This window comes from Chitinophaga chungangae, from assembly GCF_017742215.1.
GTDB lineage: Bacteria > Bacteroidota > Bacteroidia > Chitinophagales > Chitinophagaceae > Chitinophaga > Chitinophaga chungangae.
The window spans coordinates 460,734-486,444 of the sequence record NZ_JAGHKP010000003.1 but is presented as its reverse complement, the minus strand read 5'-3'; the positions used below and the strand labels follow the sequence as shown (position 1 = coordinate 486,444).

Annotated in this window: 28 protein-coding genes; 15 read left to right on the top strand and 13 right to left on the bottom strand. The window is 52.6% G+C overall.

Annotation, left to right across the window (positions count from 1 at the left end; translation table 11 throughout):
- A complete protein-coding gene (locus tag J7I43_RS16325) occupies positions 1 to 732 on the top strand; it encodes a hypothetical protein (RefSeq protein WP_209146918.1) in 732 nt (243 codons plus the stop codon).
- 92 nt (positions 733 to 824) lie between these two features.
- Here the strand turns inward: J7I43_RS16325 and J7I43_RS16320 are convergent, their stop codons facing one another.
- The 7 genes from J7I43_RS16320 to J7I43_RS16290 form a co-directional block, all read right to left on the bottom strand.
- Positions 825 to 1,829, bottom strand: a complete 1,005-nt coding sequence (locus J7I43_RS16320) for a DUF6528 family protein (RefSeq protein ID WP_209146917.1) — start codon at positions 1,827 to 1,829, stop codon at positions 825 to 827.
- A gap of 197 nt (positions 1,830 to 2,026) precedes the next feature.
- On the bottom strand, positions 2,027 to 2,488 hold the full coding sequence (locus tag J7I43_RS16315) for a hypothetical protein (RefSeq protein WP_209146916.1): 462 nt from the start codon (positions 2,486 to 2,488) through the stop codon (positions 2,027 to 2,029).
- Positions 2,489 to 2,505: 17 nt separating this feature from the next.
- Positions 2,506 to 2,766, bottom strand: coding sequence for a hypothetical protein (locus J7I43_RS16310; RefSeq protein WP_209146915.1), 261 nt, complete (start codon positions 2,764 to 2,766; stop codon positions 2,506 to 2,508).
- Between the two features lie 58 nt (positions 2,767 to 2,824).
- Positions 2,825 to 3,364, bottom strand: coding sequence for an SRPBCC family protein (locus J7I43_RS16305; RefSeq protein ID WP_209146914.1), 540 nt, complete (start codon positions 3,362 to 3,364; stop codon positions 2,825 to 2,827).
- Positions 3,361 to 3,771: a DoxX family protein gene (locus J7I43_RS16300; protein ID WP_209146913.1), complete on the bottom strand. Its 411-nt coding sequence runs from the start codon at positions 3,769 to 3,771 to the stop codon at positions 3,361 to 3,363. The genes J7I43_RS16305 and J7I43_RS16300 overlap by 4 nt, the downstream gene beginning before the upstream one ends.
- 102 nt (positions 3,772 to 3,873) lie before the next feature.
- Positions 3,874 to 4,374 carry an anthrone oxygenase family protein gene (locus J7I43_RS16295; RefSeq protein ID WP_209146912.1) on the bottom strand — a complete coding sequence of 167 codons (501 nt, stop codon included), beginning with the start codon at positions 4,372 to 4,374 and terminating at the stop codon, positions 3,874 to 3,876.
- A 90-nt stretch (positions 4,375 to 4,464) separates the two neighbouring features.
- Positions 4,465 to 5,265, bottom strand: a complete 801-nt coding sequence (locus J7I43_RS16290) for a helix-turn-helix domain-containing protein (RefSeq protein ID WP_209146911.1) — start codon at positions 5,263 to 5,265, stop codon at positions 4,465 to 4,467.
- A gap of 123 nt (positions 5,266 to 5,388) precedes the next feature.
- Here J7I43_RS16290 and J7I43_RS16285 point away from each other — a divergent pair, with 123 nt between their 5' ends.
- From J7I43_RS16285 to J7I43_RS16270, 4 genes are all read left to right on the top strand, one after another.
- Positions 5,389 to 6,381 (top strand): GlxA family transcriptional regulator, encoded by a 993-nt coding sequence (locus J7I43_RS16285; protein ID WP_209146910.1) that lies wholly within the window; start codon positions 5,389 to 5,391, stop codon positions 6,379 to 6,381.
- A 144-nt stretch (positions 6,382 to 6,525) separates the two neighbouring features.
- Positions 6,526 to 7,164: a Type 1 glutamine amidotransferase-like domain-containing protein gene (locus J7I43_RS16280; protein ID WP_209146909.1), complete on the top strand. Its 639-nt coding sequence runs from the start codon at positions 6,526 to 6,528 to the stop codon at positions 7,162 to 7,164.
- Between the two features lie 128 nt (positions 7,165 to 7,292).
- The gene (locus J7I43_RS16275; RefSeq protein WP_209146908.1) at positions 7,293 to 8,081 is read left to right on the top strand and encodes a HipA family kinase; all 789 of its coding nucleotides are present in this window, start codon (positions 7,293 to 7,295) and stop codon (positions 8,079 to 8,081) included.
- Entirely contained in the window at positions 8,059 to 8,436 is a 378-nt protein-coding gene (locus J7I43_RS16270; RefSeq protein WP_209146907.1) for a DUF3037 domain-containing protein, read from the top strand. Before J7I43_RS16275 ends, J7I43_RS16270 begins: the two co-directional genes overlap by 23 nt.
- 121 nt (positions 8,437 to 8,557) lie before the next feature.
- On the opposite strand, the gene J7I43_RS16265 is transcribed toward J7I43_RS16270, so the two are convergent.
- Entirely contained in the window at positions 8,558 to 9,010 is a 453-nt protein-coding gene (locus J7I43_RS16265) for a PA2169 family four-helix-bundle protein (protein ID WP_209146906.1), read from the bottom strand.
- A gap of 179 nt (positions 9,011 to 9,189) precedes the next feature.
- On the opposite strand from J7I43_RS16265, the gene J7I43_RS16260 reads away from it, so the two are divergent.
- Together J7I43_RS16260 and J7I43_RS16255 are read left to right on the top strand one after the other, a co-directional pair.
- Positions 9,190 to 11,025, top strand: a complete 1,836-nt coding sequence (locus J7I43_RS16260; RefSeq protein WP_209146905.1) for an ABC transporter ATP-binding protein — start codon at positions 9,190 to 9,192, stop codon at positions 11,023 to 11,025.
- Positions 11,026 to 11,212: 187 nt separating this feature from the next.
- Positions 11,213 to 12,013, top strand: a complete 801-nt coding sequence (locus tag J7I43_RS16255) for a glycosyltransferase family 2 protein (protein ID WP_209146904.1) — start codon at positions 11,213 to 11,215, stop codon at positions 12,011 to 12,013.
- On the opposite strand, the gene J7I43_RS16250 is transcribed toward J7I43_RS16255, so the two are convergent.
- Positions 11,998 to 13,119, bottom strand: a complete 1,122-nt coding sequence (locus tag J7I43_RS16250; RefSeq protein ID WP_209146903.1) for a glycosyltransferase — start codon at positions 13,117 to 13,119, stop codon at positions 11,998 to 12,000. The genes J7I43_RS16255 and J7I43_RS16250 overlap by 16 nt on opposite strands.
- Before the next feature lie 132 nt (positions 13,120 to 13,251).
- Here J7I43_RS16250 and J7I43_RS16245 point away from each other — a divergent pair, with 132 nt between their 5' ends.
- A complete protein-coding gene (locus J7I43_RS16245; RefSeq protein WP_209146902.1) occupies positions 13,252 to 14,067 on the top strand; it encodes a universal stress protein in 816 nt (271 codons plus the stop codon).
- A gap of 76 nt (positions 14,068 to 14,143) precedes the next feature.
- Here the strand turns inward: J7I43_RS16245 and J7I43_RS16240 are convergent, their stop codons facing one another.
- Both J7I43_RS16240 and J7I43_RS16235 read right to left on the bottom strand, forming a co-directional pair.
- Positions 14,144 to 14,935 (bottom strand): prohibitin family protein, encoded by a 792-nt coding sequence (locus tag J7I43_RS16240; RefSeq protein ID WP_209146901.1) that lies wholly within the window; start codon positions 14,933 to 14,935, stop codon positions 14,144 to 14,146.
- Positions 14,932 to 15,114, bottom strand: a complete 183-nt coding sequence (locus J7I43_RS16235; protein WP_209146900.1) for a hypothetical protein — start codon at positions 15,112 to 15,114, stop codon at positions 14,932 to 14,934. Before J7I43_RS16235 ends, J7I43_RS16240 begins: the two co-directional genes overlap by 4 nt.
- Positions 15,115 to 15,231: 117 nt before the next feature.
- Between J7I43_RS16235 and J7I43_RS16230 the strand changes: the two genes are divergently transcribed.
- Together J7I43_RS16230 and J7I43_RS16225 are read left to right on the top strand one after the other, a co-directional pair.
- Positions 15,232 to 17,049, top strand: coding sequence for a sensor histidine kinase (locus tag J7I43_RS16230; protein ID WP_209146899.1), 1,818 nt, complete (start codon positions 15,232 to 15,234; stop codon positions 17,047 to 17,049).
- A 4-nt stretch (positions 17,050 to 17,053) separates the two neighbouring features.
- Complete coding sequence (locus tag J7I43_RS16225; RefSeq protein ID WP_209146898.1) at positions 17,054 to 17,689, top strand: response regulator; 636 nt, start codon at positions 17,054 to 17,056, stop codon at positions 17,687 to 17,689.
- On the opposite strand, the gene J7I43_RS16220 is transcribed toward J7I43_RS16225, so the two are convergent.
- On the bottom strand, positions 17,684 to 18,847 hold the full coding sequence (locus J7I43_RS16220) for an AGE family epimerase/isomerase (RefSeq protein WP_209146897.1): 1,164 nt from the start codon (positions 18,845 to 18,847) through the stop codon (positions 17,684 to 17,686). The genes J7I43_RS16225 and J7I43_RS16220 overlap by 6 nt on opposite strands.
- Before the next feature lie 102 nt (positions 18,848 to 18,949).
- Positions 18,950 to 19,531 carry a hypothetical protein gene (locus J7I43_RS16215; RefSeq protein WP_209146896.1) on the bottom strand — a complete coding sequence of 194 codons (582 nt, stop codon included), beginning with the start codon at positions 19,529 to 19,531 and terminating at the stop codon, positions 18,950 to 18,952.
- A 534-nt stretch (positions 19,532 to 20,065) separates the two neighbouring features.
- Here J7I43_RS16215 and J7I43_RS16210 point away from each other — a divergent pair.
- The 5 genes from J7I43_RS16210 to J7I43_RS16190 all read left to right on the top strand — a co-directional run bounded on the left by J7I43_RS16210 (position 20,066) and on the right by J7I43_RS16190 (position 25,654).
- On the top strand, positions 20,066 to 21,652 hold the full coding sequence (locus J7I43_RS16210) for an FMN-binding glutamate synthase family protein (RefSeq protein WP_209146895.1): 1,587 nt from the start codon (positions 20,066 to 20,068) through the stop codon (positions 21,650 to 21,652).
- 178 nt (positions 21,653 to 21,830) lie between these two features.
- A complete protein-coding gene (locus J7I43_RS16205; protein WP_209146894.1) occupies positions 21,831 to 22,373 on the top strand; it encodes a class I SAM-dependent methyltransferase in 543 nt (180 codons plus the stop codon).
- A 75-nt stretch (positions 22,374 to 22,448) separates the two neighbouring features.
- Entirely contained in the window at positions 22,449 to 23,690 is a 1,242-nt protein-coding gene (locus tag J7I43_RS16200) for a DEAD/DEAH box helicase (RefSeq protein ID WP_209146893.1), read from the top strand.
- Positions 23,691 to 23,723: 33 nt separating this feature from the next.
- Positions 23,724 to 24,521: a 3-keto-disaccharide hydrolase gene (locus tag J7I43_RS16195; RefSeq protein WP_209146892.1), complete on the top strand. Its 798-nt coding sequence runs from the start codon at positions 23,724 to 23,726 to the stop codon at positions 24,519 to 24,521.
- Positions 24,522 to 24,553: 32 nt separating this feature from the next.
- Positions 24,554 to 25,654: an epoxide hydrolase family protein gene (locus J7I43_RS16190; protein ID WP_209146891.1), complete on the top strand. Its 1,101-nt coding sequence runs from the start codon at positions 24,554 to 24,556 to the stop codon at positions 25,652 to 25,654.
- Positions 25,655 to 25,711: the final 57 nt, after the last annotated feature.

The following is a 25,711-nucleotide window of genomic DNA, read 5'->3' as shown; positions in this document are numbered from 1 at the left end:
ATGACATCAGCATATCATCCTGAAAAATGGAACGTCACCAAAAACCTTTTCATCTGGCAATTTGCGCTGGGCGGAAAGGAACTGCCCGGATGGGTGCTGGCGGAAGCCAAGGCCAACCAGCATTTCAAGGAATATCCCATACTGGAATATTACTGGCGGCACCAGGAAAAAAACGCGATGGTGAAAATAGACGTGATCCCAACTGCCTCGTGGAAAGAAGCGCAGGCCGGTTTCCGGGGATTGTTGCAGGAACATATGATCCTGCAGCTGCCCGCGGTACCCGATAAAATGGCGCTGCTGGGCGATGTGGCGTACACCGGGCCGTCTGACGAAATGCGAAATATGCTTTTTATCCGCGCAAACATGATCGTGATGCTCAACAGCATCGGCCGCGAAACGGTGCGGACAGAGCAGCTGGCGTTTGACGTGGATAATCTTTTCACCCGGAAACAACACGCCGGCAACGGCAAAACCAGGCCGGAAATATTGCAGTTCGAAGCGGAACTGCGTGAAATGCCGGCGGGCCGGGCCACCGTGCTGAACCTTCGCGCGGAAGACCCGGTGCAGCGGCCCTTGTGGTACCGGTTTACCACGGACAACGGGGAGATCCTGCAGGAAAACGACCGAGTGGTCTATCTCGCGGAAAAACCCGGCGAAGGAAAGGTGACCGTTCTGGCGGTGAATCCTGAAGGTGATACCGACGAAAAAAGCATCCCGGTAAAAGTGCTTTGATGTAATGATACCGCAGATCATCTATAAAAAAAGATCCCGGCCTTCGCCGGGACTTTTTGTTACGCGTAATATAGCAGCAATTTTTGCGGTCTTTAGTGCGTGCACTCGTGGAAACCGTCGTTAGCCGGGTAGCTGAAGAGGTTGATCAGTCTCCAGCGCGCTTTGTACAGGCCGAGCGAAGTGTTTTTATACACCACGGCGCCCGCAATGTCGATGATCTGGTCTGTTCTCCAGGTTTCTCCGCCAACGCCCGTTGCGCGGGCGAGGATGGTAGCATAGCCCGAAGGACCGGAGGTAACGGCCTTCACGGCGGACTGTGTTTTTTGCAGGGTGAAGGCGCCTGTTACTACGTTAAACTTATAGATGTGCCCCGAGTTGGTCAGCCAAAGGTCCGTTGTGCTGCCGTGCACGGGGAAAAGATCATGGGCGTTGCCTTCGGGCATCGTCCAGGTTTTTTTGAGGGTAAGGGCCGGGCTGTAGCAGCTGTTGTTGTAGGAATATACGCGGATGATGTTTTTACCGGCCGCGTAAAGCTGCTGGCGCGCATGGTCCCACACCACGTTGTGCACGTCCGGGAAAGCGATGGGCCCGGTTTGGGCGGATTCGTCGTTGATATAGGAATCGGTCACGAAGATCTTCAGGTAACCTCCCGTGCTGGAAGCCGTTACGATATTGCCGTTTGGCAGCAGCTCGGCGGAATGGGTGTTGCCTCCCGCATAGTCGTACCAGATGGCCTTTTTGGAGCTGATATTGATCAGCGCCACGCCACCGCCGGACGCGGTGGCAAGGATGTAATTGTTATTATACACCAGTTTGGCTTCGCTCAGGTTGGAAAACCAGCCCTGCGCGCCGCTGCGGATCATGGCATAGGAGGCGTTGGCCTTCCATTCCCAGGTGATGGCGTTGCCGTTGGCAACGTCTACCATAATGATGCGGGCATTTTTCTGATCGCAGATAATGATCTCTTTTTTGGTCGCTTCGGCGGCGTCCACAACGGATCGGGTGTTGAGTTCTCCGGGGGAGGGCGATACCGGCTGGCTGTCTCTTTTGCACGACAATGCCATCAATAGTGCGGTCACAACAAATAGTGATCTCATGGGTAGAGTGGTTTTAGGGTGTTAGACGTGAGTTTGATGAATAAAAAGTAGCGGCCTGCTGCATTACGGGAACGGGAGTAAATTTATGGAAATAAAATCCAAATGAAGAAATAATTAACAAATCGAAAGTGTATTTGAAACATCTAATAACAAAAAATGATCGGTTTTGAAACAAACCCGACTTTCTCATCTGGGGGTTAATTTTCCCTTACAAAAGTCACCCCATCCCAAACAATCGTATCCGGGGCCGTTATTTTAGCAGAATCCTCTTTCAGCCTTTTGTAACTGATATAACCATAATTAAGCTGAGGCATATTGATCTCAAAATAATTCGACCCTTTGTTTTTCACGTGATATTCCATCGTATACAATTCCCTGACAGCAATATTCTTAACGGGTATAGAACGTTTCGGCACAATCGTGATCAAAAAACTGAAGACGTCCACCTTTGAAGGATTATAAAAACGTATCCGCCGGCCGGTAAATGGAAGGTTATTTTCTTTGAAGTAATCCAGGCTGTTTGAAACCGGCTGAACAAGAAGCGTGTAAATCAGATCGCCGCCGGCGGGGTTATATTTTCCATAGGCCTGTTCAACGGGATTAGTGATCTCGAAAAACACAGAATCGACGCCTTGTTTTTTCTTTTCGGTCACTTCCATATTAACAAAAATAGGGTTCAGGGAAGGGTCGCTGTTGAATATGAGCAACCCGTCGCTGTCGTAACGTACTTTTGCGAAAGTGATGGTGTCGCAGCATCAAGCAGCAGGGTGGCCATTCTTCCGGGATCGGCCAAAACGTATTTCCCACTGATAATGGTTAGCTTAACCTTCGCATCTTCTTTTGATATGAACGTACCGTCCATTTTATTGAGGCGTTTTTGTGCTGCTCCCGTAAGTGAAAAACACACCATTAAAATGATCGCGTAAATTGTCTTCATTCCGTAACACTAAAAAAAAAGCCGCTCCTCCCGGAACGGCTTTCAAATATTTTCAGACTTACTTCTCCAATACTTTCTTCAAATTCTGTAAACTCTCATCAAAATCCTTCCCGATCATATTTTCCATATTCATAAACAACAACATCAGGTTCATCGGGTATTTCATGCGGCTGGCAGACGTCCAGGTCACTTTTGTGCCGCTTTCCCCGACGGGCGCCGTATACAGGCTGCTTTGCAGCACGCCTTCGAAAGGTTTGATGAACACCACCTCATAATCGATCTTTTCATTGTCCACGATCCGTTTGATCTCCTGTGAACCTTTGCCTACGCTTTTATGCTGACTGTCCCAGTGATAAATGAATCCCGGCGTGGCGTCCGTGCCAACAAATTCCTTTTTCATAGCCGGGTCCATCATCACGTATTTAAAATAATGCTCCTGGTTCCTCAGGTATTTGACATAATCGAATACAACGGAAACCGGTTTATTGATGAGCACTTCCCGGGAAATAGCGTAATCTTTCCTGGAAAAAAGGCCGATGATCAGCAGCAGCGCGATAATACCGGCGATAACGAGCAGGACGGTGATCAGGATATTCATTTGCTGTAACTGTTTTCATGAAAGTACGCATTTGCTTTCAGCTGTTCGTATTTTTTCCAGGAATAATAAGACAAGCTCATGATAGCCAGTATGATCAGCGGGAAAATAATAAAGAACGCTTCCGCCCCTACGAACGACCAGGATACGGAAGCCCCGAGGCACTGAAAAGCAAACCCCGCGTAAGCCCATTCCTTCACGGTTTTATATTTCGTTTGCAGAAGGGCCGCGGCTCCCAGCAATTTCGCTACGCCGGAAATGGTCAGAAAATAAACAGGGTACCCGAGCATCTGCATCGCATCTACCCCGGCCTGCTGGCGCGTTACGCCGCCGATGCCGTCGAATATGGCGAAAAGCGCGAAAAAGATCGTGGAAGCCCAGTAAACGATTTTGATGGTTTTCGGTTTCATAAGTCAAAAGTTTTGTGGTGAAATCATACTGCAAGTTTAGCGTGATTTCTTTTTCCGCGTGATGTGCGATTAAGACAAAAAGAGGGTTGAATCCGACATCCCCTATTCCCCCTGCGTATCTTTTGTGAAGATAAACATCGCGGCCAGTATGGCGGCCGATAAAATGTTCGCCCACGTGCGCACCGTATTTAAGGTGTTCCAGGGTTTTTCGAACGTTTTGCGCCAGCCGCTCAGCTGTTCCGGGGTGGCGCCTTCCAGGTTCATCGCGTCCAGCGTATTGTTCAGCGGCACATTGCCCGCAACGGTTACGCCGAAGGTGCCCGCAATATACACCACCGCCGCGGCCAGCAGCCACCAGAAACGGATATGGTTGCGGCTGTAATGCATCCAGGCGCTGGCCGGCAAAAGCAATACCGCGCCCATAAAACTCAGGAAAAACAAAGGGTTGAGAATGGCGCGGTTGATGGACTGCATGGCTGAAAGATATGCCGCATCAGGCAGGCGGCCCAAACCGGGATTAACGGACACGGCGTAGGAGTAAAAAAGTCCTGCTGCCAGCACGGTGGCCATAGTGGCCAGGAAAAGCGTGATATTGACGATCATGGTGTGGATTGTTTACAGCAAAGCTAGACCGCCGGAGGACCGGAAAATAGAACAAAACCGTCATGATGCGGAAAAGACCAGGCGGGGCTGTTATTTGTTGACGGCGGAAAAGTTTTTCATCACTTCCGGCGTATGGGTGCTGAACTTGAGAGGCGATACGCCGGCGAATTCCCGGAACGCGCGGATAAAATGGCTCTGGTCTGCATATTCGTTGCCAAACGCCACATCCGAAAGTTTTTCATATTTCAGGTTGCGCAGCTGCGTCAGCGAAGCCTGGAACTGCGAAATGCGGGAAAACATCTTGGGTGGAACGCCTACGATCTGTTTAAAACGCCGCTCGAAACTTCTTTCCGAAAGGCCCAGCTCTTCCCGCAGCGCTTTCAGCGAAAGGTTCCCTTCCGACTGCCAGATGCGCGACAGCGCATGTTCCATGCTTTTATCGGCGGCCGGCTCGTGGCGGGTTACCAGCGAGCTCACAAAATCGGTCAGCATTTTTACGCGTGCTTCCAGGCTGCCGGCTTCTGCCAATTGCCGGGCGATGGGCGCCGCAATGTCCGCCAGCGGGAGACAGCCATTGGTCAGCTCGTCCGCCCTCAAACCAAACACCGAACGCAATGCGCCCGGGCTGAAATAAATGCCGATGGTGCTGAACATCCCGTTCACCTTTACTTCCGCATGGGAAGTGCTTTGCCCGTAAAGAAACGCGCCGGGAAGTTCTTTGGCATTCTGGAACATCACGCCTTTGTCCGTATCCTGCAGGATGAGGCCGGGAGAACCGTCTGCGATCGTTCTGAACGTACTGTCGGTCTGCGGGTGCTCGCTTTCCAGTACCCAGAAATGCCGGATATGGTCTTTTAATTGCGGGGGAGTAACCAGTTGCTGGTATTTCATGCACCAAAAGTTAGGTCAAAACAAATATACCGATCATTTCCGATGCAAAAAAGGTAAAAAGGGGTTGTAAAAAAGACATCCCAGGGGGTTGATCGCGACAAACGCCCTTGGTAATTTAGCAATATGAAACACATATCCATTCTCGTGCCCCAGGGCCATACCAGCGTAACGAACATCGAAGGATCGTTGCAGATCTTCTCCGAAGTGAACGGGTTCCTGACCGCTTTAGGCAGGGAACCGCGTTTTATAGTCGAGCTGGTAGGCCTCGAAAAAAACAACAGCCAGCGCGACGGCCTGTTTTCCATCCGCCCCGAAAAACTGATCGGTGAGATCAAAAAGACCGACCTGATCGTCATTCCCGCGATACATGGCGACCAGCAAAAAGCGCTGGAGCTGAACAAAGACCTCATTCCCTGGATCAAAGACCAGTACAACCGCGGCGCCGAGATCGCCACCTTTTGCATCGGCGCGTTTTTCCTCGCGGGCACCGGTTTGATGAAAGGCAAACAATGCGCTACCCACTGGAAGTTCGCCAACGAATTCCGCAACATGTACCCCGACGTAAACCTCGTAGACCATAAGATCATGACCGGGGAAGACGGCATTTACACCAGCGGCGGCGCGTATTCCTGGCTGAACCTGACCGTTTACCTGATTGAAAAACACGCCGGCCGCGACGTAGCCATCCTCGTGTCCAAAGCGTATATGATAGACATCGACCGCACCAGCCAGAGCCCTTTCATCATGTTCGAAGGACAAAAAACGCACGAGGACGAGCCCATCAAAAAAGCGCAGGAATACATCGAAAAAAATTTCGAGGAAAAGATCACCGTAGACCAGCTGGCCGTCATGTTTGCCCTGGGCCGCCGCAATCTCGAAAGGCGCTTCAAAAAAGCGACATCGAACACCGTGGTGGAATACATCCAGCGCGTGAAGATCGAAGTGGCGAAAAAAGGACTGGAAACCAGCCGCAAAAGCGTGAACGAGCTGATGTACGACGTAGGGTACAACGACACCAAGGCTTTCCGCACCGTGTTCAAACGCGTGACCGGCCTCTCTCCCATCGAATACCGCAACAAATACAACAAGGAAGGGGTAATGGCCCAATCGGCTTAAAATATGTCGTATTTACCCCTTTAATTTGTCGGGAAAGCAACCTGCCCCTTAAAGCAAACCCATCTACCTTTACAGGAGTAATCAGCCACCGGCCGCAGCGGGTTTCCCGGCTTGGCATGGCCGGTCATCAAACCCAAACGAGCAATGTCAAGACAATATAAACTCCTCCTGTATTCCCTCGGGATCAACGACCGGCAGCTGAACGCGCTTAACCGGCTGGTGGGCAAAGAGCCCTCCGCCATCAAACTTGCCTGTATCGAGAACGCCGCCGATGTAATACCGCAGTCTGAAGGCTGGGTGAAAGCCGTGCGGCAAACCTTCAGCCGGAAAGGTTACCAGGTGGAGCCTATCGATCTCCGCCTGTTCCGCAACCGCCGGCAACAGCTGCGCGACAAACTTTCCGGCAAAGACGTGATCTGGCTGGGCGGCGGCAATACTTTTTACCTGCGCTGGATATTGCGGGCCAGCGGTGCGGACGATATCATCCGCACGCTCGTTAGCCAGGGCAAGGTATTCTCCGGCTGGAGCGCCGGCGCCATCGTAGCGGGCCCCACCATCGAATATTTCGATTCCATGGACGATCCGGACGATGCGCCGGAAGTGATCCTCGAAGGCCTCAACCTCACCAATATCATCGTGATCCCGCATATCGACAACGCCGATTTTATCCAGGGCGCCCACCAGGCCAACATGGCGCTGCAGGCCGCCGGTTATCATACGCTGCCGCTGGGAGACGAAGAAGTGCTGGTGATCTCCGGCGACGATCAGCGGATCATCGAATAAATCATTTCGGGAACCGGCAATGCCATCCTCCGCATGGAAATGCGGCGGGATGGCATTCATGTTTTTACGCGGCCGCGATATGGGATTTTTACGGTAATTTTCCCCTTTATTCAAACAGGAAGGATTCTATGACGCAAACCATTCAACTCCGGCATGTGAACGTAACGCGGTATGTGACGCCGCTGCGCGAAGGCGGCAGCCTGCCCGCCATCGCTGAAGCGGACGACGGATTTTTATACGTGCTGAAGTTCCGCGGAGCGGGCCAGGGCATCAAGGCATTGATAGCGGAACTGATAGGCGGTGAAATAGCCCGCATACTGGGCCTGAAAGTGCCCGAGCTGGTATTCGCCGGCCTCGACGAAGCTTTTGGCCGCACCGAGCCGGACGAGGAAATACAGGACCTCCTGAAAGCCAGCACCGGCCTGAACCTCGGCCTGCATTACCTTTCGGGCGCCATCACGTTCGACCCGACCACCACCGCCATAGACCCGCTGCTGGCTTCGCGCATCGTGTGGCTGGATTGCCTGCTCACCAACGTGGACCGCACCGCCCGCAATACCAATATGCTGCTGTGGAACCGGGAACTGTGGCTGATCGACCACGGCGCTTCCCTCTATTTCCATCATTCCTGGACGAATTGGGAAGAACAGTCCAAAAAACCCTTCGTGCAGGTGAAAGAACACGTGCTGCTGCCGTGGGCCGGCGAACTGGCCGCCGTGGACGCTGAATTTAAAGCATTGCTAACGCCGTCGCATATACGCAATGTGGTTTCGCTCATACCAGACGAGTGGCTGATCACGCACGGCGAAGAGCCAGAAGCCTCCAGGGAGGTGTATTACAACTTCCTGACCCACCGTTTACAACATTCCGGGATCTTTTTAAACGAAGCGCAACATGCCAGACAATCACTTATATGAATATGCGGTGATCCGTGTTGTGCCGCGCGTGGAGCGGGAAGAGTTCCTCAACGTGGGCGTGATCCTCTTCTGCAAGCACAAAAAATTCCTGCAAACGATCATCACGCTGAACGAAGACAAACTGCGGGCGATCAGTCCGGGGCTGGACATTGAAGCCCTGCGCGGTTACGTAGCCGCGTTCGAAAAGGTAACGCGCGGCGAAGGCCCCATCGGCCGGCTGGACCTGGCCAGCCGTTTCCGCTGGCTGACGGCCATGCGCAGCTCCATTCTGCAGACCTCCCGCGTGCATCCGGGCCTTTGCGGCGGGGAGCCGGGGGAAACGATCGAAAGATTACACGCCGAACTGGTGCTGTAACGCTATAAAACACAGAACGGGAAGCTTGCGCGGCTTCCCGTTCTTTCTTTACTCCACCTGGTTCCCAAACATTCAGTTCGTCTCTTTGAATACCATTAGTTAATAAATGGACGCTGCGTTGTTACGCCGCGTCGCGCAGGGCTTTCACTTCGTCGTGGGAAGCCCGCAGGGATTGCATCTGGGAAGTAAGCACTTCTCTCAGGTAAGAGGGCAGGCCGTCTTCCTTCAATGCGGATTTGTAAGCATTCTGCGCGGCGTCTTCACCGGCTTCGCAATTCGAAAGCACTGCTTTCCGGTCGTTGCCGGAAAACGCGGCTTTTACGTCCATCCAGGCACGGTAGATCTTACCGGATGCGGTGGTGCCTGATTCAACGTCTCCGCCCGCGGCGCGTACTTCGGCGGCAAGCGTTTCCCTGATGTCCTGGCTTTCACTGATCATGCCGGTGAACAGCCTTTCGAGATCAGAATCTTCCGCTTTGAGCTCTTTCAGGGCCTTCTGGTAGCCTGCAATACGGTCATTATGGATGGCGATCAGGTCGTTGAGAACACCTGTTGTTGCTGTTTGCTCTTTCATAAAAATAGGTTTTTGCTTGTTATAGACAGGGCCATAAACATGCCACAACGTTAAACCGCCTGTTTCCAGCCTGTTTTTCACAGAATGTAGATATCCGTCCATGGCGGGCCATACGCATTTCGGGGGCAATCTGCCAAATAATAACTAGCTTTGCACGTTTTATCTAGTTAATCAAGTACATGAAGACGTATTTCAGGCTTTTATCGTTTGCAAAACCGATTGAAAAATATGCGATCCCCTATATTCTTTTCACGCTGATATCGGTAGTGTTCGGTACGTTGAACCTTGCACTGGTAGCGCCGCTGCTCACTACTTTGTTTGGCATCAACCAGGACCCGAACTGCCCCGCCCCGCCTCCCGTTAAGCCAGACAGCTTTTTCGACGTTTTCAAGACCATGAACTATTACGCCGCCGAGTTCAACCGCACGATCGGCCTGCAACAAACCTTGCTTTGGGTCTGCGCCGTAATCATCACTTCCGTGCTTATCAGCAATATTTTCCGTTATCTCTCCGAGAAAACCATGGAAAACCTGCGCATCCATACTTTGCTCAACCTCCGGAAGTCCGTTTTTAACAATGTCATGAACCTCGACCTCTCCTATTTTAACAATGAAAGGAAAGGCGACATCATTTCAAAGGTCTCTTCGGACGTGCAAACCGTACAATTTTCCGTGACCGGCACCCTCCAGGTAATTTTTAAGGAACCTTTAACATTAATTACCTACCTGGTAATGTTGTTCATGATCTCTTATAAACTGACGCTTTTTTCCATGCTGGTGATCCCGGTGGCGGGCTGGCTGATCTCCCGGATCGTGAAACGCCTGAAACAACAGGCGGCCGAAAGCCACGAAACCTACGGCAATATGATCAGTTATCTCGACGAGGCGCTTTCCGGCATCCGTATTATCAAAGCCTTCAACGCCTCCAATTATATAAAAGACCGGTTCGACAACGAAAACAAGACCTACAGCCGCATTATCCGCGCCATGGCCAAAAGGATACAGCTGGCCTCTCCCGTGAGCGAGTTCATGGGCGTGCTGATGGTGGCCGGCATCGTGTATTACGGCGGCACCCTTATCGCCGAAGGCAGTAAAGAGCTGAATCCCGCCGAATTTATCGCCTACATCGCCATCTTCTCGCAGATCATGCGCCCGGCAAAAGCCATCTCACAGTCATTTTCCAACATCCACTCCGGCATTGCCGCCGGCGAAAGGGTGCTGAACCTGATAGATACCAAACCTTCCATCGTAAACAGCCCTGATGCCAGGCCCATTTCCGATTTCAAAGACCGCATCGAGTTCCGCGGCGTAACGTTCGGTTATGGCGAGCGCACCATTCTCGACCATGTGGACTTCAGCATCCCCAAAGGCAAAAGCGTAGCACTGGTAGGCCCTTCCGGCGGCGGCAAAAGCACGCTGATGGACCTTATCCCCCGGTTTATCGAGCCCTGGAGCGGCGAAATACGGATAGACGGGCGTAATATCAACGAATACACCATGGAATCCGTCCGCGATCTCATGGGAATAGTCAACCAGGATACCATTTTATTCAACGACACGATCTTTAACAATATCGCTTTCGGCAACCAGGCGGCCACCCAGGAAGAAGTGGAAGCCGCGGCCCGCATCGCCAACGCCCATGAGTTCATTCTCGGCACTGAAAAAGGCTACCAGACCCGCATTGGCGACCGCGGGGTGAAACTTTCCGGCGGCCAGCGCCAGCGTATCTGCATCGCCCGCGCCGTGCTCCGCAACCCGCCGATCATGCTGCTGGACGAGGCGACATCCGCGCTGGACACGGAATCCGAGAAAATGGTGCAGGACGCGCTGAACAACCTGATGAAAAACCGGACCTCGGTGATCATCGCCCACCGTTTAAGCACTATCCAGACGGCCGACCTGATTATTGTCGTGGAACAGGGAAAAATCGTGGAAACTGGCACTCATATTGAGTTATTGGGGAGAAATGGTCTTTATAAAAAGTTGATAGAAATGCAGACTTTTAGCGGTAACTGAGAAAAAAAAATATATATACTCTTTTTTCATAACTTATATTTTCATATTTTTAAGCGTGTGCTGTAACATTTCGGGACCATCCTCGTTATAAATGCAGGAGGGGAGCCGAAAACCTGACTATCAACTATCGACCAAAGAAAGGTCTGCGAACGGCCAATCTTTTGCAAAACCTGATAATAATCCTTGAATGGAAAAACGAACGTTCAAAGTAGGATTGCTGATTTCAACCTACAACTGGCCAAAGGCGCTTGAAACTATCTTTGTCAGCATCCAAAGGCAGACTGTTATGCCGGACGAGATCATCATTGCCGATGATGGTTCCGGGCCCGCCACTGCGGACGTGATCCGCAGGTGGGAGCGTATTCTCCAGATCCCGTTCAAACATGCCTGGCATGAAGACGACGGGTTCCGGAAAAGCATTATCCTGAACAAAGCCGTTAAATTATCCGAAGTAGATTATATCATTGAAATAGACGGGGATATCCTGCTTCACCCCCGCTTCGTGGAAGATCATATCGGTCATGCGCGCCAGGGCCAGTTTATCCAGGGCGCCCGCACCATGATCAGCGAATCGAAAACCGGCGAGATCCTTTCTTACGGTTACGACGGCCCACTGCATTTTTTCAGCGCCGGCATCGGCAGCAGGATCAATTCCCTGCGTTTGCCCTTCCTGTCTTTCATCTTCAAGATGACCAAACAGAAATCCACCAACACCAAAGGCTGCAACCTTGCTTTCTGGAAAGAAGACTTCATCGCCATCAACGGGTATAACAATACCTTCAACGGCTGGGGCTCGGAAGACAATGAGTTTGCGGCACGCCTCATCAACGCCGGCATCCTCAAAAAACGCCTCAAAATGGCGGCGGTGTGTTACCACCTGCATCACAAATGCAATTCGAAATCAGAAGTGGTGGCGAACGAATACCGTTACATGGAAACGATCCGTTACAAGATCATTTCCTGCCTGAACGGTTACGCGGAGGTGTAACAACGCCAGATCCAGATCACCAGTAAGGGATAAAGCACCCATTTCACGAGTTTGTAAGTGTTGGTCCGGTAGAAATGGGTCTTCCTGAAACTGCCGTTGTAATTAAACCGTTCCGTGATCCCCTGGAAACGAAACCTGGAGACATTCCCCCAGAACATCCCGGCTTCCTGTATCAGGCGGAGCAGCAGCAGGTAAAAATATACTTCAGCGCTCGGTTTGGCCTTTCTTTTGGCAGACTGCACAGCGCCGGCTATTACTTCTATCACCGCCGCCCCGGCGATAAACAGCCCGATGGCAGGCAGCAGCGAAGGTTTTACGAACGCGGCCACTATGCCAGCCAGCAATGCCAGGAAAACGGTTTCGATGGTATTGGGAAAATCGTGGTAGGCGTATCTGGGATTGCGTTGCGGCAGCAAGCTGTTGCCAATGCCGTAGCGGAAAGGCCTTTTGAAATTCGACGCCTCATTGTTCCACCAGGGATGCTCTACGGCCGCTTCCGGTAAGGATTTGAAGTCTTTATAACCGTTCCTTTCGCGCATATTCATAAAAAAATCCACATCCTCTCCCCCGCCCGCTTTCGGGAAGATCTCCGAAAAACGCACGTCGCCCATCGCCCTGCGGCTGATCATCATGTTCGCGGTGGCGCCCCATGCAAATGCTTTACGGTCTTTCGCGATCTTGAAAATATCCATACTGCCGCTGGCGACGATGGCGTGGGAAAACGATTTCACCGGCGGCGGCATGTTCACCAGCCCGATAAACCCGATCTCGTCCGGGAACCGGCGGATCGCTTCCGCGTAGATCTCCAGCAAATTCACCGGCACAGTGATATCATCGTCCAGGAAAAGGATCCATTCCCCGCTGCCCATTTCCATCGCTTTGTTGCGCGTGCGCGCCGCGCCCATGTTCTGCGGGTTGATGGAAAGAAACACCCGCTGATCGTCTACCAGCTGGCGGATGACGGGGGAAAGCACCACCGCGGGGTTATCCGCCACGAGGAAAAACCTGATCTGAGTATCCGCAGGCGTTTTCAGGGAAAGGATCGGCAAAAGATAATGCTCTTCCAGCCTGAATGACGGTATCACTACATCTATTTGAACGGACATGCGGATATTAAAATTTGATCAGAAAAAAAGCGGGAATGCCGCGCGCAAAACTACTATTTATTGTGGTTTTTCTATGATATTTCAACCCCCTGGCGCACGATTTGTTATAACTCTGAACACATTCCATCAGCCATGCAAAAAATACTCGTTCCCGTCGATTTTTCAGACACGGCGTTCAACGCCGCCCGCTACGCCGTTTCGTTCGCGCGCCAGGCCAAAGCTACGGACATCGTGCTTTTCCACGCCTACGGCCTTCCTGTGGAAGCTACCACCTCCGTAGTGGCCATGACGGACGCAGACACGCCCGAATTCCGCCAGATGCTCGACCAGCAAATGGCGCAGCTGAAACAAGAACTGCAAAACGAACTGGTGGAATACATCAATATCGAAACCAGAACCAGCCCGCTCGTTTTTATCGAAGCCATGCATGAAGCGCTGCAGGATGTGAAAGTTTCCGCAGTGATCATGGGCATCACCGGCAAAAGCGCCATGAGCCAGCGTTTCATCGGCAGCAACGCGCTCGACGCGGCGAATATGTCCACCCTTCCGCTCGTGATCGTGCCGCATACGGTACAATACGAAAAAGTACACCGCATATTATTCGCATACAGCAAAAAAATATCCCTGCAGCCGCATCAGGCCGACAGTATCCGCAACTTCACAAGCGCATTGCAGGCCACGCTGGAAGTGGTGCATGTGTCTGTCACCGAAAGCGACGGCGAAGCGCCGTCAGCGCTGTTGCAGGCGCTCGGTCTGCCGTCCGCCGCGTACCACGAAGTGCAGCATACGGATCTGGTGGCAGGCATACAGGATTTTGCGGCGGACAATAATGCGGACATGCTGCTGGCCATTCCCGGCGAATATGGCTTCTTTGCGGAGCTGTTCCACAAAAGCATCACCAAACGGCTTGCTTTTCATTCAGCCGTGCCCGTTGTGATCGTGCGGTAAGTTTTTTTATGGGAAAATGCGCCCGTTCAACGGGATGATCGCATTAAAAAAGCCAGGCACTGCCTGGCTTTTTGTTTTATTGTACGCTCTTGAACATCACCGGCGAGCTGCCGTATAGCGGCGTTTTTCCGTCCCACTTTTCGATGAACTGCTGCTGGATGAGCAGCGGCGTGAGGGATTGTTGCCGCAGCAGGTTGGCTTTGGCTTCCGCTTCAGCCTGTACGATCAGTTTCCTTGCATTCGCTTCCGCCACGCGCAATTCGTTTTCCACCTGCATCGCCTGCTGCACCGCGCGGTTCTTTGCGTCGATGGCCTGCGTAATGCTTTCGGGATAGGTGATGCCGGAAGTCATTTGTTCGAGGTCGAACCCTTCTTTGCTCAGCTCCGTTGAAAGCTGTATCTGCACCGCATTTTCAAAGCCTTCTCGGTTGCTGATCATGCTGTCTGTGGAATATTTGTTGAACTGGATACGGAACGCGTCGCGCACATAATTGAACAGCGTGGTGCGGGTGATCTCTGTAATGTCTTTCCGGTATTTTTTGAAGATCTCCGGCGAACGGCCCGCGATCACCTTGAAGGTGATGGTGGGGTCTACGGTGAATACGGAACCGTCTTTCGCATTCACGGAAAAGGGCTCGTAGTCCGCCGTTTGCACGAATACGGGGAATTGATGGATCTCTTCGGTAAAGGGATTGAACCAAACGCGGCCGGTTACCAGCGACACGTCCTGCACGCCTTTGCCGGTACCGTATTGTTTTACGCGGATGCCTTCGTGCCCGGCGTCTATGCGGGTGCAGGAAGAGCAGCAGGCCAGGGTAAGCACGAATCCCGCGATGACGGCGAGAATCAGTCCTTTGTATTTCATCATCTGAGCTTTGATTTTACGAGTTTAAAGAGGAAATAATGCGCCGCCAGCGTAACGCAGATAAGCATTACGCCCAGCGCAACGGACGTATCGCTGGAAGCCGTCAGCATAGCGGTGATGCGCGTCCAGAGGTACAGGTCAACCAACACAAGCACCGGGATCAAAAAAAGCAGATATTTCATGTTTCGGTATAGTTCGGATAATTTTTACCAAATATAGCGTATTAATCATTTTGGCACGAGCGTGTAATTTCTTTTCTATTGATTTGCAGTATCTTGGCTCCGATCAATCCCTGGTGTATGCGGAGAACATGGCTGCTGGCGTGTTTCCTTTTGAATTTTATCCCTTTGCTGCGGGCGCAGTCCGGCTTTTATGTGCTGGAAGACACGCCGCGCACGCTTACCGCTTCAAAAGCGCTGGAAATATACCGCCATGGCGGCTTCCGGCAACTGGAGCCCGCCTATCTCAACCCGGGTTTCACCACTTCTGTTTTCTGGATCGCGCTGCCGGTGCGGGATACCGTTGCCGCGAAAGAGCTCGTACTGCTGGCAGACAATCCCCATATCAATCATTTGGAATGGTACGGGCTGAAAGACAGCCTGCAGTTGCTGGCCGTTACCGGCGACTTCCACCCTTTCCGCCAGCGGCCGCTCGTGCACAACGCTTTCGCTTTTCCCCTGGACCGCGGCGCGCAACTGTACCTGCTGAAGGTAGACAAACACAACGAATCACTGCAGGCGCCGCTGACCATCCGCGGCAAGGCGGAACTGCAAAACAGCCAGGGCGGCGAAATGCTGGTAAACGGCGTACTGACGGGCATCGTGCTGCTCATTATCCTTTTCGGGCTGTTCCTTTTTATCACCACGAAAGACGCGGTTTACGGCTGGTACGCGTTATATGTCACGAGCATGCTGCTGTGGATCTGGGCGAACAAAGGGTTGGGGTTCCGTTATCTCTGGCCGGATTCATATTTTTTCCCGAGCCGCGCCCGGCCGGTGTTCGTGCTCACCAATCTCGTGCTCGCGCTGCAATTCCTGCGGGGTTTTATGAACATCCGGAAAGGCAGCTGGATGCGCAGGCCTTTCACTGTTTTCCAGATCACCTGGCTGGCATTGCTCGCGGTCATGCTCTGGCCGGTGGATTACACAGGGTTCGGCGTCATCAGCCTGTACCTGCAAACCTCGCTGCCGCTGTTTTCGCTGGCCGCTGTCATTTTTGTGACGGCGGGCCTCGTTACCCAGGCCATTAAAGGTAACACAGCCGCAAGCGTTTACCTTGCCGGTTCCGGCGCGCTTTTTCTTTGCGTGCTGCTCGAAAATCTTTATCATCTTGGCAAAATAACGCTCCCGGAATTCTGGGCGCACTTCGGCATGTTCACCGGCGTGGTGCTGGAAATGATCATCATCACTTTCGGGCTGGCCGCGCGTTTTAATATGTACCGGAAAGAAAAAGAAGCCGCGCTGCTGGCAATGAACCTGCAGCAAAAAACACTGACGGACACGATCGTAACGGTGGAAGAAAATGAACGCAAAACACTGGCAGACCGCCTGCACGACGAGATCGGCTCCATGCTGTCGCTGGCTTCGCTGCAGCTCGGCGCCGTGCAGGAAAACCCGATGGGCAGCGAAAAACAATTGCAAAATGCGGGCGCGCTGCTGAAAGACATCAGTCATACCGTGCGTACGATCAGCCACCAGCTTACGCCCGTCGCCATTGAAAAATACGGGTTGCTGCGCGCCGTGGAAGACATGGTGCAGCTGGCCAACGCTTCGGGAAAAATCCAAATAGAACTGGTGCTGCTCGGTTTTACGGACGCGCAGGCTTACCCGCGCAATTTCCAGCACACCGTTTACCGCATCGTGCAGGAACTGCTGCAGAACGTATTGCGGCACGCGGGCGCCAGCCATGCGCTGATCCAGCTGATAGAACATGAAGATACCTGTTCGGTGATGGTGGAAGATAACGGGAAAGGAATAGACGCGGGCACCACCGCGCCGGGGCTCCTCCGCAGTATTCATTCAAAGGTCGCTTACCTGGAAGGGGCCGTACAAATCGAGAGCGCGCCGGGCCGGGGCACGATGGTGAACATCGACCTGCCGTTGCCCGCAAAAAAATGAGCTTATGAAAACATTACGCATTCTTATTGCAGACGATCATCAATTGCTGACAGACGGCATCTCCGCCGTGCTGGCCGAGCACCCCGGCTGGGAAATACTGGAACCGGCGAACAACGGCCGCGAATTGCTGGAAAGGCTTGCCACCGCGCAGGCAGATCTCGTGCTGCTGGACCTGAACATGCCGCAGCTGGACGGCATCCGCGCGCTGGAGATCATCCGCGGGCAATATCCTTCGTTGAAAGTGCTGGTGCTCACGAATTACAACCAGCCGCAACTGCTGGCGGAAGTGCGCAAACTGGGCGCGAATGGTTACCTGTTGAAAAATTCCCCCGCTTCCGTGCTCAAAACCGCCATCGGCGTGATCGTGGAAGGCGGAACGTATTTCGAGGAGCTGCGGGCGCAGGAAACACAGCTTCCTTCCTATTTCCTGGACGAGTTCATGAAAAAATACCAGCTGACCAAACGCGAAGTGGAGATCATCAGGATGGTGGGCAGCGAACTGACCAGCCGCGAGATCGGCACACAGCTGTCTATCAGCGAATTTACGGTGAACACGCACCGGAAAAATATCCTGCGCAAGCTGGAACTGAAGAACACGGCGGGTTTGCTCAACTTCGCGAAACATCATGGCATCCTATAACCTGCGGATCACTTCAAGACAGGCGCGGCTGTTGTGGTACGGGCATTTCCAGAGGCCAACCTTGTCTTCCTCCAGTTTTTGTTTGTCCGCATCGATCCCCCAGCACCATTCGCCATGTTCTTTATCGAGAATGTGCGACTGCACGAAATTCCATGAGTTTTCCGCCAGCCGGAGATATTTTTCATCGTCTGTGTTCCGGTACGCGTTCACAAATCCCACGATGGCTTCTGCCTGCGGCCACCATTGTTTTTCCGAAGCCTTTTGCCCGGTAACGTCCGTCTGCTGCCAGAGGCCGCCGTCTGCATCGAGGCCTTCCGCCGCTGCGTCCGCCATTCGCAGCGACAATATTTTAAATTTTTTCGTCAATGTTTCGTCTCCCAGCATTTCCGCCGCCTGCTGCAACAGCCAGCTGGCTTCGATATCGTGGCCATAACTGACCGTCGTATCTTTCGGGTTCCATTGTTCATCAAAAAAAAGGTACAGGTGCCCTGTATCGCGGTTCACGATCTTGTCGTGAAAAACCAGCAGCAGGTCGCGCAGGTGGCCTTTCAGCCCGGCGTCCGGCCAAACGGAATACAGCGTGGCGTATGCTTCGAGAATGTGCAGGTGCGTGTTCATCGATTTTTTTATCTCTGTTTCCTTTCCCGGTTTGAGCGGCAGCTTCCAGTCACGGCTAAACGCTTCTTCATATCCTCCGTAAATACAATCATAGCCATACAACTGGATGAGGCTGTACAGCCCGATGGCTTTTTCTTTGGCTTCTTCGAGGCCGGTGGCCCTGAAATACTCCGCGAACGCATACACGGTAAAAGCGATGGCATACACCTGCTTCTGCGTTTCTACGGGTTGACCGGAATAATCCACGCACCAGAGCACGCCGCCGAATTCTTTATCGACGAGGTAGGCATTGATGTAATCGTAGGCCCGGCGGGCGGTTTCGAGGTATTCTGGTTTGCGGGTGGCGTTAAATGCGGCCGCGAACGTCCAAAGGATGCGGGCATTGAGCACGGAGCCTTTCAACGCAAAACGGTCGGGCGTATTATCGTTCGCCAGCCGGCCGTAAAAGCCGCCGGACCGCTCGTCTACCGTATGTTTCATCCAGAAATCCAGAACGTTGGCTAACTCTTGCTGTAAAGCCGGTTTTAAATCAGTGTGCATATGAATTAGAACAAAAAACAGCCGCAATTTGTTCCCGCGGCAATAAACCGCCGCGACCGTTCTCAGGCCTTCAATACGCAGATCGTCGTTGCTCCGTTTTTTTTAATTGACCTCCCGTTCCAGCCGCGCCACCGCCAGTTTGCGGTCGGTTTCCAGCTCTTTGATAAACGGAAGCCCGCCCTGGATGTAGAGTTTGCTGGCGAGCTCGAGGTAATTGTCCAGCTGGAAGAACATCGCCGCGCGGTTGCTGCCCAGCAGCTTGATCATCCGGCGATAGTAGCGGGTTTGCAGCGAAACAAATTCTTTGTCGTTTTTGATGATGTTTTTTGTCAGTTCGGTCATCATCTGTTCGTCTACCGTCTGGAATTTTTCGTTATAAAGCCGCAGCAGGTAATTACGTTCTTCGGTGAAAGGCGCTTTTTCGGTTTCGTACTGCATCAGCGCCGCGTCGAATTCCGTTTGTTCGCTACGCGTGATACGGAGGTAATTGGCGAAAAGGTCTTCACGGGTTTTCCCGAAAAGCCGGAACACGATGTCGCTGCCGGCTTGTGCGCTGATTTCGTTCCGGGGAGCAGCTTCGTTTTTTGCAGTGGTTCCGTTTTGTGCAGTGGTTTCGTCTTGCGCAAAGAGAGGTGTGCCGGTTAACAAGGCTCCTGACAAACAGATTGCTAACAGATTTCTCATAAATTATGGTTTAGGGCCGCTTTTTCGGCCGATGGAAGGATCGCAGCTGATACAACTGAAGCCGGGGGCGGGCGTTCGATCTTTTTTTGAGGTGACTTTTCCGTTTTGCCGGGCTATGGTTGCCGCCTGTCGGTTTTCACCAATTAATAGCAAGAAGTTTGCCGTGTTTTAGGATGAGGCGGCGACCGGGCCTCTGTCAGGAGTGATGTTTTTAGGGGTGGCCGGTATCGTGGAAAAAGGGCAACACGTGGCCTTCCTTTACACCAGCGCCTGCCGCACACGCTCTCTCCGGTCGCGGGAAACGGGTATGCGCGCGGCGTCTGCCACAGGCGAAACAAAGAAAACCAAAGAGCGCGGAAATTTTCTTCATATAACGGATTCTAAAGTCAACGCTGATTTTTTTACAAATCTTCATGATTTGCAGCGTTGACTGAATGGCTTTCCTGAATTTGGCGCGTTTGCGTTTGAATTTCGTAAAACAGCCGCCAATATGAATAATCCCTAAATTTGCAGTTGATTAAAAAACGACCAACAATGCGGAAAGGATTTATTATCAGTTCGGTTATCGGGATCATCGGCGCGTTCCTGCTCGGGTATTACGCCAGTGCCTGGTGGTATGTACTGCTGGCGGTAATTATTGCGCTTTTTATTATGGGGATCAACGACATGCGGCAAACCGCGCATTCCATCATGCGCACTTACCCCGTTTTCGGGCGGATGCGTTACTGGATGGAAGCCCTCCGCCCCAAAATGTACCAGTATTTCGTGGAATCAGACATAGACGGGCGGCCCGTTAACCGCATCGACCGCTCTACCATTTACCAGCGCGCCAAACGCGAGATGGACACCATGCCTTTCGGCACCCAGCTGGACGTGTACGAAGAAGGTTATGAATGGATGAGCCATTCCATTTCACCCAAAGATTTCCACAAACTCGACCATAAACCCCGTGTAACGATCGGCAATAAAGACTGCAAACAACCTTATTCCGCCAGCATCTTCAACGTGTCCGCCATGAGCTTCGGCTCGCTGAGCAGCAACGCTATCGAGGCGCTGAACGCGGGCGCCAAGATCGGCAACTTTGCCCACAACACCGGTGAAGGCGGTCTCAGCCCGTATCACCTGAAACACAACGGCGACATCATCTGGCAGATCGGCACCGGTTATTTCGGCTGTCGCGACGACGACGGCAATTTCTCCGGCGAGCTGTTCGCGCAAAACGTAGCCGCCCCGCAGATCAAAATGGTGGAACTGAAACTCTCGCAGGGCGCAAAGCCCGGCCACGGCGGCATTTTGCCCGCTAAAAAAAACACGCCCGAGATCGCGGCCATCCGCCACGTAAAACCCGGCACCACCATTTATTCACCACCCTATCACAGCGCGTTCGGCACCCCGAAAGAGCTCGTATTGTTCATCCAGAAAATGCGCGAGCTTTCCGGCGGCAAACCCACCGGGTTTAAACTTTGCATCGGCCGGAAAAGCGAATTCATCGGCATCTGCAAGGCCATGATCGAGCTGGACATTTACCCGGACTTCATCACCGTAGACGGCGGCGAAGGCGGCACCGGCGCCGCTCCGCAGGAATTCTCCAATCACGTGGGCGCGCCTTTGCTCGACGGTCTTGCCTTCGTGCACAACATGCTCGTCGGTTTCAACATCCGCCAGCATATCAAGATCATCGCTTCCGGCAAAATACTTTCCGGTTTCCACCTGCTGCGCGCCATCGCCCTGGGCGCGGACGCCTGCAACAGCGCAAGGGCCATGATGATGGCCATCGGCTGCATCCAGGCCCTGCAATGCAACTCCAACAAATGCCCGACCGGCGTGGCCACGCAAGACCCCGCCCTGGCGGTAGGCCTCGTCGTGAGCGATAAAAAACAGCGCGTCGCCAATTACCAGGGAGAAACGGTAAAAAACTTCGTGGAACTGATGGGCGCCGCCGGCATCGACGATTACAAAAAACTCACCCGTTCGCATATTTACCGCCGCGTATTTATGAACGAAGTGCGCACCTTCGAAGATATTTTCCCTTCGCTGGAGCCCAGCTGCATGATCAACAACAAGATCCCGGAGAAATACAAACAGGATTTTGAAATGGCGCATCCCGACCGGTGGTATTGATAAAAATACGTTCTCTAAAAGCGGCCGTTCCACAAGGGAGCGGCCGCTTTTTTGTTGATCCGCTCTTTAGAAATCACTGACTATCAACCCCTTTTTCACTGCGAAATTACAGCGGCCCACTGCGGTAAGAATATCAAATTAAATTAATATATTTATATTACTAACGTTTGATACGCATATGAAAGTGAACGAGCGATTCAACTGGGCGGTGGAAATGCTGCATGTGGACCCGGACGACAGGATACTGGAGATCGGGTGCGGGCATGGCATTGCAGTATCCCTCATTGCGCCGCGGTTAAAAAAAGGTTTTATTACCGCCATTGACAGTTCCCCGGCTATGATCGACAAAGCCATCAGAAAAAACGAGGGAATAAAGGCCTCCTTCATCAACGGTTCGCTGACCGAAGCCCCGATCACGGACCGGCAGTTCGACAAAATCTTCGCTTTTAACGTGAACGTGTTTCATAAAGACGCGGAAAAAGAGCTGGACCTGATCCGGGAATACCTGGCGCCGCTGGGCGCGCTGTACATATTTCACCAGCCGCCTCCTACAGACGATATTGAGGTGGCGAAATCTTTTGCAGACAAAATATCCACGGAACTGCAAAAAGGCGGCTTTCTTATCCGCGACGTGCTGTACAAACGTATATCCCCCAGCCCCTGCGTTTGTGTTATTTCGCAGCCCGCCGCCCTCCGGAAACATGCATCTGCCGTCGCTTAACGGCGTAAGGGAACAGCTTTGCCCCGCCCCGGCAGAATTTGCCTACCTTTGTACCTTTTAGTACAAGCAGCCCGCATGAAATTTGAACAATACCGCATATCGGAGGAATTAAAGAGAAGCCTGGAGGAACTGGGTTTTAAAAGGCCCACCGACATTCAATACAAAGCCATTCCTTCCATCCTCAAAGGAGACGACGTGCTGGCGATCGCACAGACCGGCACCGGCAAAACCGCCGCTTTCGCCATTCCCGTTATCCAGCTTTTACAGCAGCAAAGCCGCTCGCGCACCAAAGGCGAAGTGAAATGCCTGGTAATGGTGCCCACCCGCGAGCTGGCCATCCAGATCTCCGATGTGTTCAAACACCTGGGGAAATACACCCGGGTAGACATCATGGGCCTTTACGGCGGCGTGGAACAGGAAGCGCAGATCAAAAAACTGGATAAAGGCGTGGATATCCTGATTGCGACGCCCGGCCGCATGTTCGACCTTATCAGCCAGGGCCATCTCGACCTCAGCCATGTGCAAACCCTCATTCTTGACGAAGCCGACCATATGCTCGATCTCGGTTTCATCCGCGATATCCGCGACGTGATCAAACACCTTCCCCGCAACCACCAGACCCTTTTCTTTTCCGCCACCATCGATACCGAGATCAAAGACCTGGCGTATTCCATCGTGCGCAATCCCATCCGCATCCAGATCTCGCCGGAAGACCCCGTGTCTAAAAACGTGACGCATTCCGTAGCCTTCGTGGATATGGACGACAAACGGTTTTTCCTGGAAAGGCTCGTACGCGAATTCCCGGACAATAAAATACTCGTATTCGTACGCACCAAAGTACGGGCGGAAAGAGTGGCCGCCGCCATGGAACGCGTGAATATCAAAAGCCTCGTGATGCACGGCGGTAAAGAACAGACAGACAGGCTGAGCGTGATGAACGAGTTCAGGAAAGGAGACGTGCGGATATTGGTCACTACAGACGTGAACGCCCGCGGCATCGATATTCCGAATGTGGACTACGTGGTGAATTACGACCTGCCCGAAGAGCCCGAAAATTATGTACACCGTGTAGGCCGCACCGGGCGCGGTGTTCAGAAGGGCCGTGCGGTTTCGTTCTGCGCCCCCGAAGAAAAAGAAATGCTGGACGCCATCCAGAAATATACCGGCAAAGAGATCCAGGTGATGAAGATCAACAAAGCCGATTATAAAGAAACCATCAGTTTTTCCGAAGAAGTGCCCAACGAAAACTGGCAGCTGCTGATCGACCAGCACGAAAAAACAATGAAAGACGCAAAAAGGAAAAAGAAAAAGAAGTAATTCCTTATTTTTATCGGAAGCTACTCTCCTTTTATGATCAAAAAATTATGGTGCTGCCTGATGGCCGCCGCAACATTCTGCACACATGCCAGCGCACAGGAAAAAGGCGTATGGACGCCCCTGTTCAACGGTAAAGACATCAACGACTGGTTCGTCAAGATCCATCATCACCCCGTGGGCGACAACTATGGCAACACTTTCCGCGTAAAAGACAGCATGATACAGGTGCGTTACGACCAGTACGGCGATTTCAACGACCAGTTCGGCCACCTTTATTTCAAAACGCCGTTCTCCTACTACCATTTGCAGCTCGAATACCGTTTTGTAGGCGAATGGTACAAAAGCGCGCCCTCCTACACCATTCTCAACAGCGGCGTAATGTTCCATTCGCAGGACCCGCGCACCATGCCCGTGGAGCAGGACTGGCCCATTTCCATCGAAATGCAGTTCCTGGCAGGTTTGGGAGACGGAAAACCGCGGCCTACAGGCAACATGTGCTCTCCGGGCACGCACATCGTGTACAAAGGCAAACTGGACACGCGGCATTGCATCGATTCCGATTCCAAAACCTATGAAGGCGAACAATGGGTGAAAGCGGAACTGATCGTGCTCGGGGATTCGCTGATCACCCACATCATCAACGGCGATACGGTATTGCAATATTCCAAACCGCAGATCGGCGGGCCGGTGGTGAACCGCTTCGACCCTGCGCAAAAAACCGACGGCAAAGTGCTTTCCTCCGGCTTCATCGCCCTGCAAAGCGAAGGCCAGCCGATCGATTTCAGGAACATCCGCATCATGAACCTTGAAGGAACCGTGAACAAAAAATAACCGCAAATGCGCAACCCAAAAAACCTGACCATATGTTCCATGTACAGCCCTTCAAGATCGATGTGCAACCATCCGTATTGGATGACCTTCAGCAACGCCTCCGCCAGACCCGCTGGCCGGAATCTCCGGAAGATACCGGATGGAAATACGGCACAGACCCCTTGTTCCTCAAAAGCCTCGTGGCCTACTGGCAAAACGGCTACGACTGGCGCAAGCAGGAAGCCGCCCTCAACAGCATCCCGCAGTTCACCGCGGAGATAGACGGCCTCTCCGTTCACTTCCTCCACATCAAAAGCAAAAGTTCCAACGCCAGGCCCCTATTGCTTTTGCACGGATGGCCCGACGGTTTTTACCGGTATGTTAAAGTAATTCCTTTGCTCACGAACGATTACGACCTGGTGATCCCTTCCATTCCCGGTTTCGGTTTCTCAAGCCGTGTAGCCAAAACAGACGACGGCTCCGCCAACATCTTCGCCACGCTGATGAAAGAGGCGCTCGGCTACAAAACGTTCCTGGTGGCCGGTGGCGACATTGGCCAGGGCATTACCAAATCGCTCGCCAATCTTTATCCTGAAAACGTGGCGGCCATTCATTTGTCGGACGTAGGTTATCCCAATGGTTCTGAGGACTGGAGCACCATGTCCAAAGCGGAACAGGAATTCGGGCAGTTTATCCAGGGCTGGTGGTACACGGAAGGCGCATACGCCATGCTTCACTCCACCAAACCGCAAACGCAGGCTTATGGCCTGAACGATTCCCCCGCCGGCCTCGCTTCCTGGATCACTGAAAAGTTCAACGCCTGGCGCACGCAGGACGGCACGATCGAAGATCATTTTACGAAAGACGAACTGCTCACCAACATCATGATCTACTGGGTAAGCCAGACGATCAATTCTTCCATGCGCACCTATGCCGTAGACGATGCGCAGAACCAGGCTTCCGCCAAAAAGGTGAGCACGCCCACCGGTGTGGCCGTATTCCCCGGCGATGCGCCTACGCCGAAAGAATGGGCGGAAAGGCGGGTGAACCTGAAACGTTTCACCGTCATGGAAAAGGGCGGCCATTTTGCCGCGCTGGAAACACCGGAAGCGTGGGCGAAAGAAGTGGATACGTTTTTCAAAAGCATCCAATAAACGCATACACGAAACAAAAAAAGGAAGGCAGATATTGCCTTCCTTTTTCGTTTATAA

Coding starts and splice junctions, on each gene's coding strand:
- J7I43_RS16215 (WP_209146896.1), bottom strand. CDS start 19,531: ATGAGAAATCTGTTAGCAATCTGTTTGTCAGGAGCCTTGTTAACCGGC.
- J7I43_RS16200 (WP_209146893.1), top strand. CDS start 22,449: ATGAAATTTGAACAATACCGCATATCGGAGGAATTAAAGAGAAGCCTG.
- J7I43_RS16225 (WP_209146898.1), top strand. CDS start 17,054: ATGAAAACATTACGCATTCTTATTGCAGACGATCATCAATTGCTGACA.
- J7I43_RS16190 (WP_209146891.1), top strand. CDS start 24,554: ATGTTCCATGTACAGCCCTTCAAGATCGATGTGCAACCATCCGTATTG.
- J7I43_RS16255 (WP_209146904.1), top strand. CDS start 11,213: ATGGAAAAACGAACGTTCAAAGTAGGATTGCTGATTTCAACCTACAAC.
- J7I43_RS16300 (WP_209146913.1), bottom strand. CDS start 3,771: ATGAAACCGAAAACCATCAAAATCGTTTACTGGGCTTCCACGATCTTT.
- J7I43_RS16305 (WP_209146914.1), bottom strand. CDS start 3,364: ATGAATATCCTGATCACCGTCCTGCTCGTTATCGCCGGTATTATCGCG.
- J7I43_RS16230 (WP_209146899.1), top strand. CDS start 15,232: ATGCGGAGAACATGGCTGCTGGCGTGTTTCCTTTTGAATTTTATCCCT.
- J7I43_RS16250 (WP_209146903.1), bottom strand. CDS start 13,119: ATGTCCGTTCAAATAGATGTAGTGATACCGTCATTCAGGCTGGAAGAG.
- J7I43_RS16290 (WP_209146911.1), bottom strand. CDS start 5,265: ATGAAATACCAGCAACTGGTTACTCCCCCGCAATTAAAAGACCATATC.
- J7I43_RS16220 (WP_209146897.1), bottom strand. CDS start 18,847: ATGCACACTGATTTAAAACCGGCTTTACAGCAAGAGTTAGCCAACGTT.
- J7I43_RS16275 (WP_209146908.1), top strand. CDS start 7,293: ATGACGCAAACCATTCAACTCCGGCATGTGAACGTAACGCGGTATGTG.
- J7I43_RS16260 (WP_209146905.1), top strand. CDS start 9,190: ATGAAGACGTATTTCAGGCTTTTATCGTTTGCAAAACCGATTGAAAAA.
- J7I43_RS16315 (WP_209146916.1), bottom strand. CDS start 2,488: ATGGAAGTGACCGAAAAGAAAAAACAAGGCGTCGATTCTGTGTTTTTC.
- J7I43_RS16270 (WP_209146907.1), top strand. CDS start 8,059: ATGCCAGACAATCACTTATATGAATATGCGGTGATCCGTGTTGTGCCG.
- J7I43_RS16310 (WP_209146915.1), bottom strand. CDS start 2,766: ATGAAGACAATTTACGCGATCATTTTAATGGTGTGTTTTTCACTTACG.
- J7I43_RS16280 (WP_209146909.1), top strand. CDS start 6,526: ATGTCAAGACAATATAAACTCCTCCTGTATTCCCTCGGGATCAACGAC.
- J7I43_RS16295 (WP_209146912.1), bottom strand. CDS start 4,374: ATGATCGTCAATATCACGCTTTTCCTGGCCACTATGGCCACCGTGCTG.
- J7I43_RS16210 (WP_209146895.1), top strand. CDS start 20,066: ATGCGGAAAGGATTTATTATCAGTTCGGTTATCGGGATCATCGGCGCG.
- J7I43_RS16235 (WP_209146900.1), bottom strand. CDS start 15,114: ATGAAATATCTGCTTTTTTTGATCCCGGTGCTTGTGTTGGTTGACCTG.
- J7I43_RS16320 (WP_209146917.1), bottom strand. CDS start 1,829: ATGAGATCACTATTTGTTGTGACCGCACTATTGATGGCATTGTCGTGC.
- J7I43_RS16325 (WP_209146918.1), top strand. CDS start 1: ATGACATCAGCATATCATCCTGAAAAATGGAACGTCACCAAAAACCTT.
- J7I43_RS16245 (WP_209146902.1), top strand. CDS start 13,252: ATGCAAAAAATACTCGTTCCCGTCGATTTTTCAGACACGGCGTTCAAC.
- J7I43_RS16265 (WP_209146906.1), bottom strand. CDS start 9,010: ATGAAAGAGCAAACAGCAACAACAGGTGTTCTCAACGACCTGATCGCC.
- J7I43_RS16285 (WP_209146910.1), top strand. CDS start 5,389: ATGAAACACATATCCATTCTCGTGCCCCAGGGCCATACCAGCGTAACG.
- J7I43_RS16240 (WP_209146901.1), bottom strand. CDS start 14,935: ATGATGAAATACAAAGGACTGATTCTCGCCGTCATCGCGGGATTCGTG.
- J7I43_RS16205 (WP_209146894.1), top strand. CDS start 21,831: ATGAAAGTGAACGAGCGATTCAACTGGGCGGTGGAAATGCTGCATGTG.
- J7I43_RS16195 (WP_209146892.1), top strand. CDS start 23,724: ATGATCAAAAAATTATGGTGCTGCCTGATGGCCGCCGCAACATTCTGC.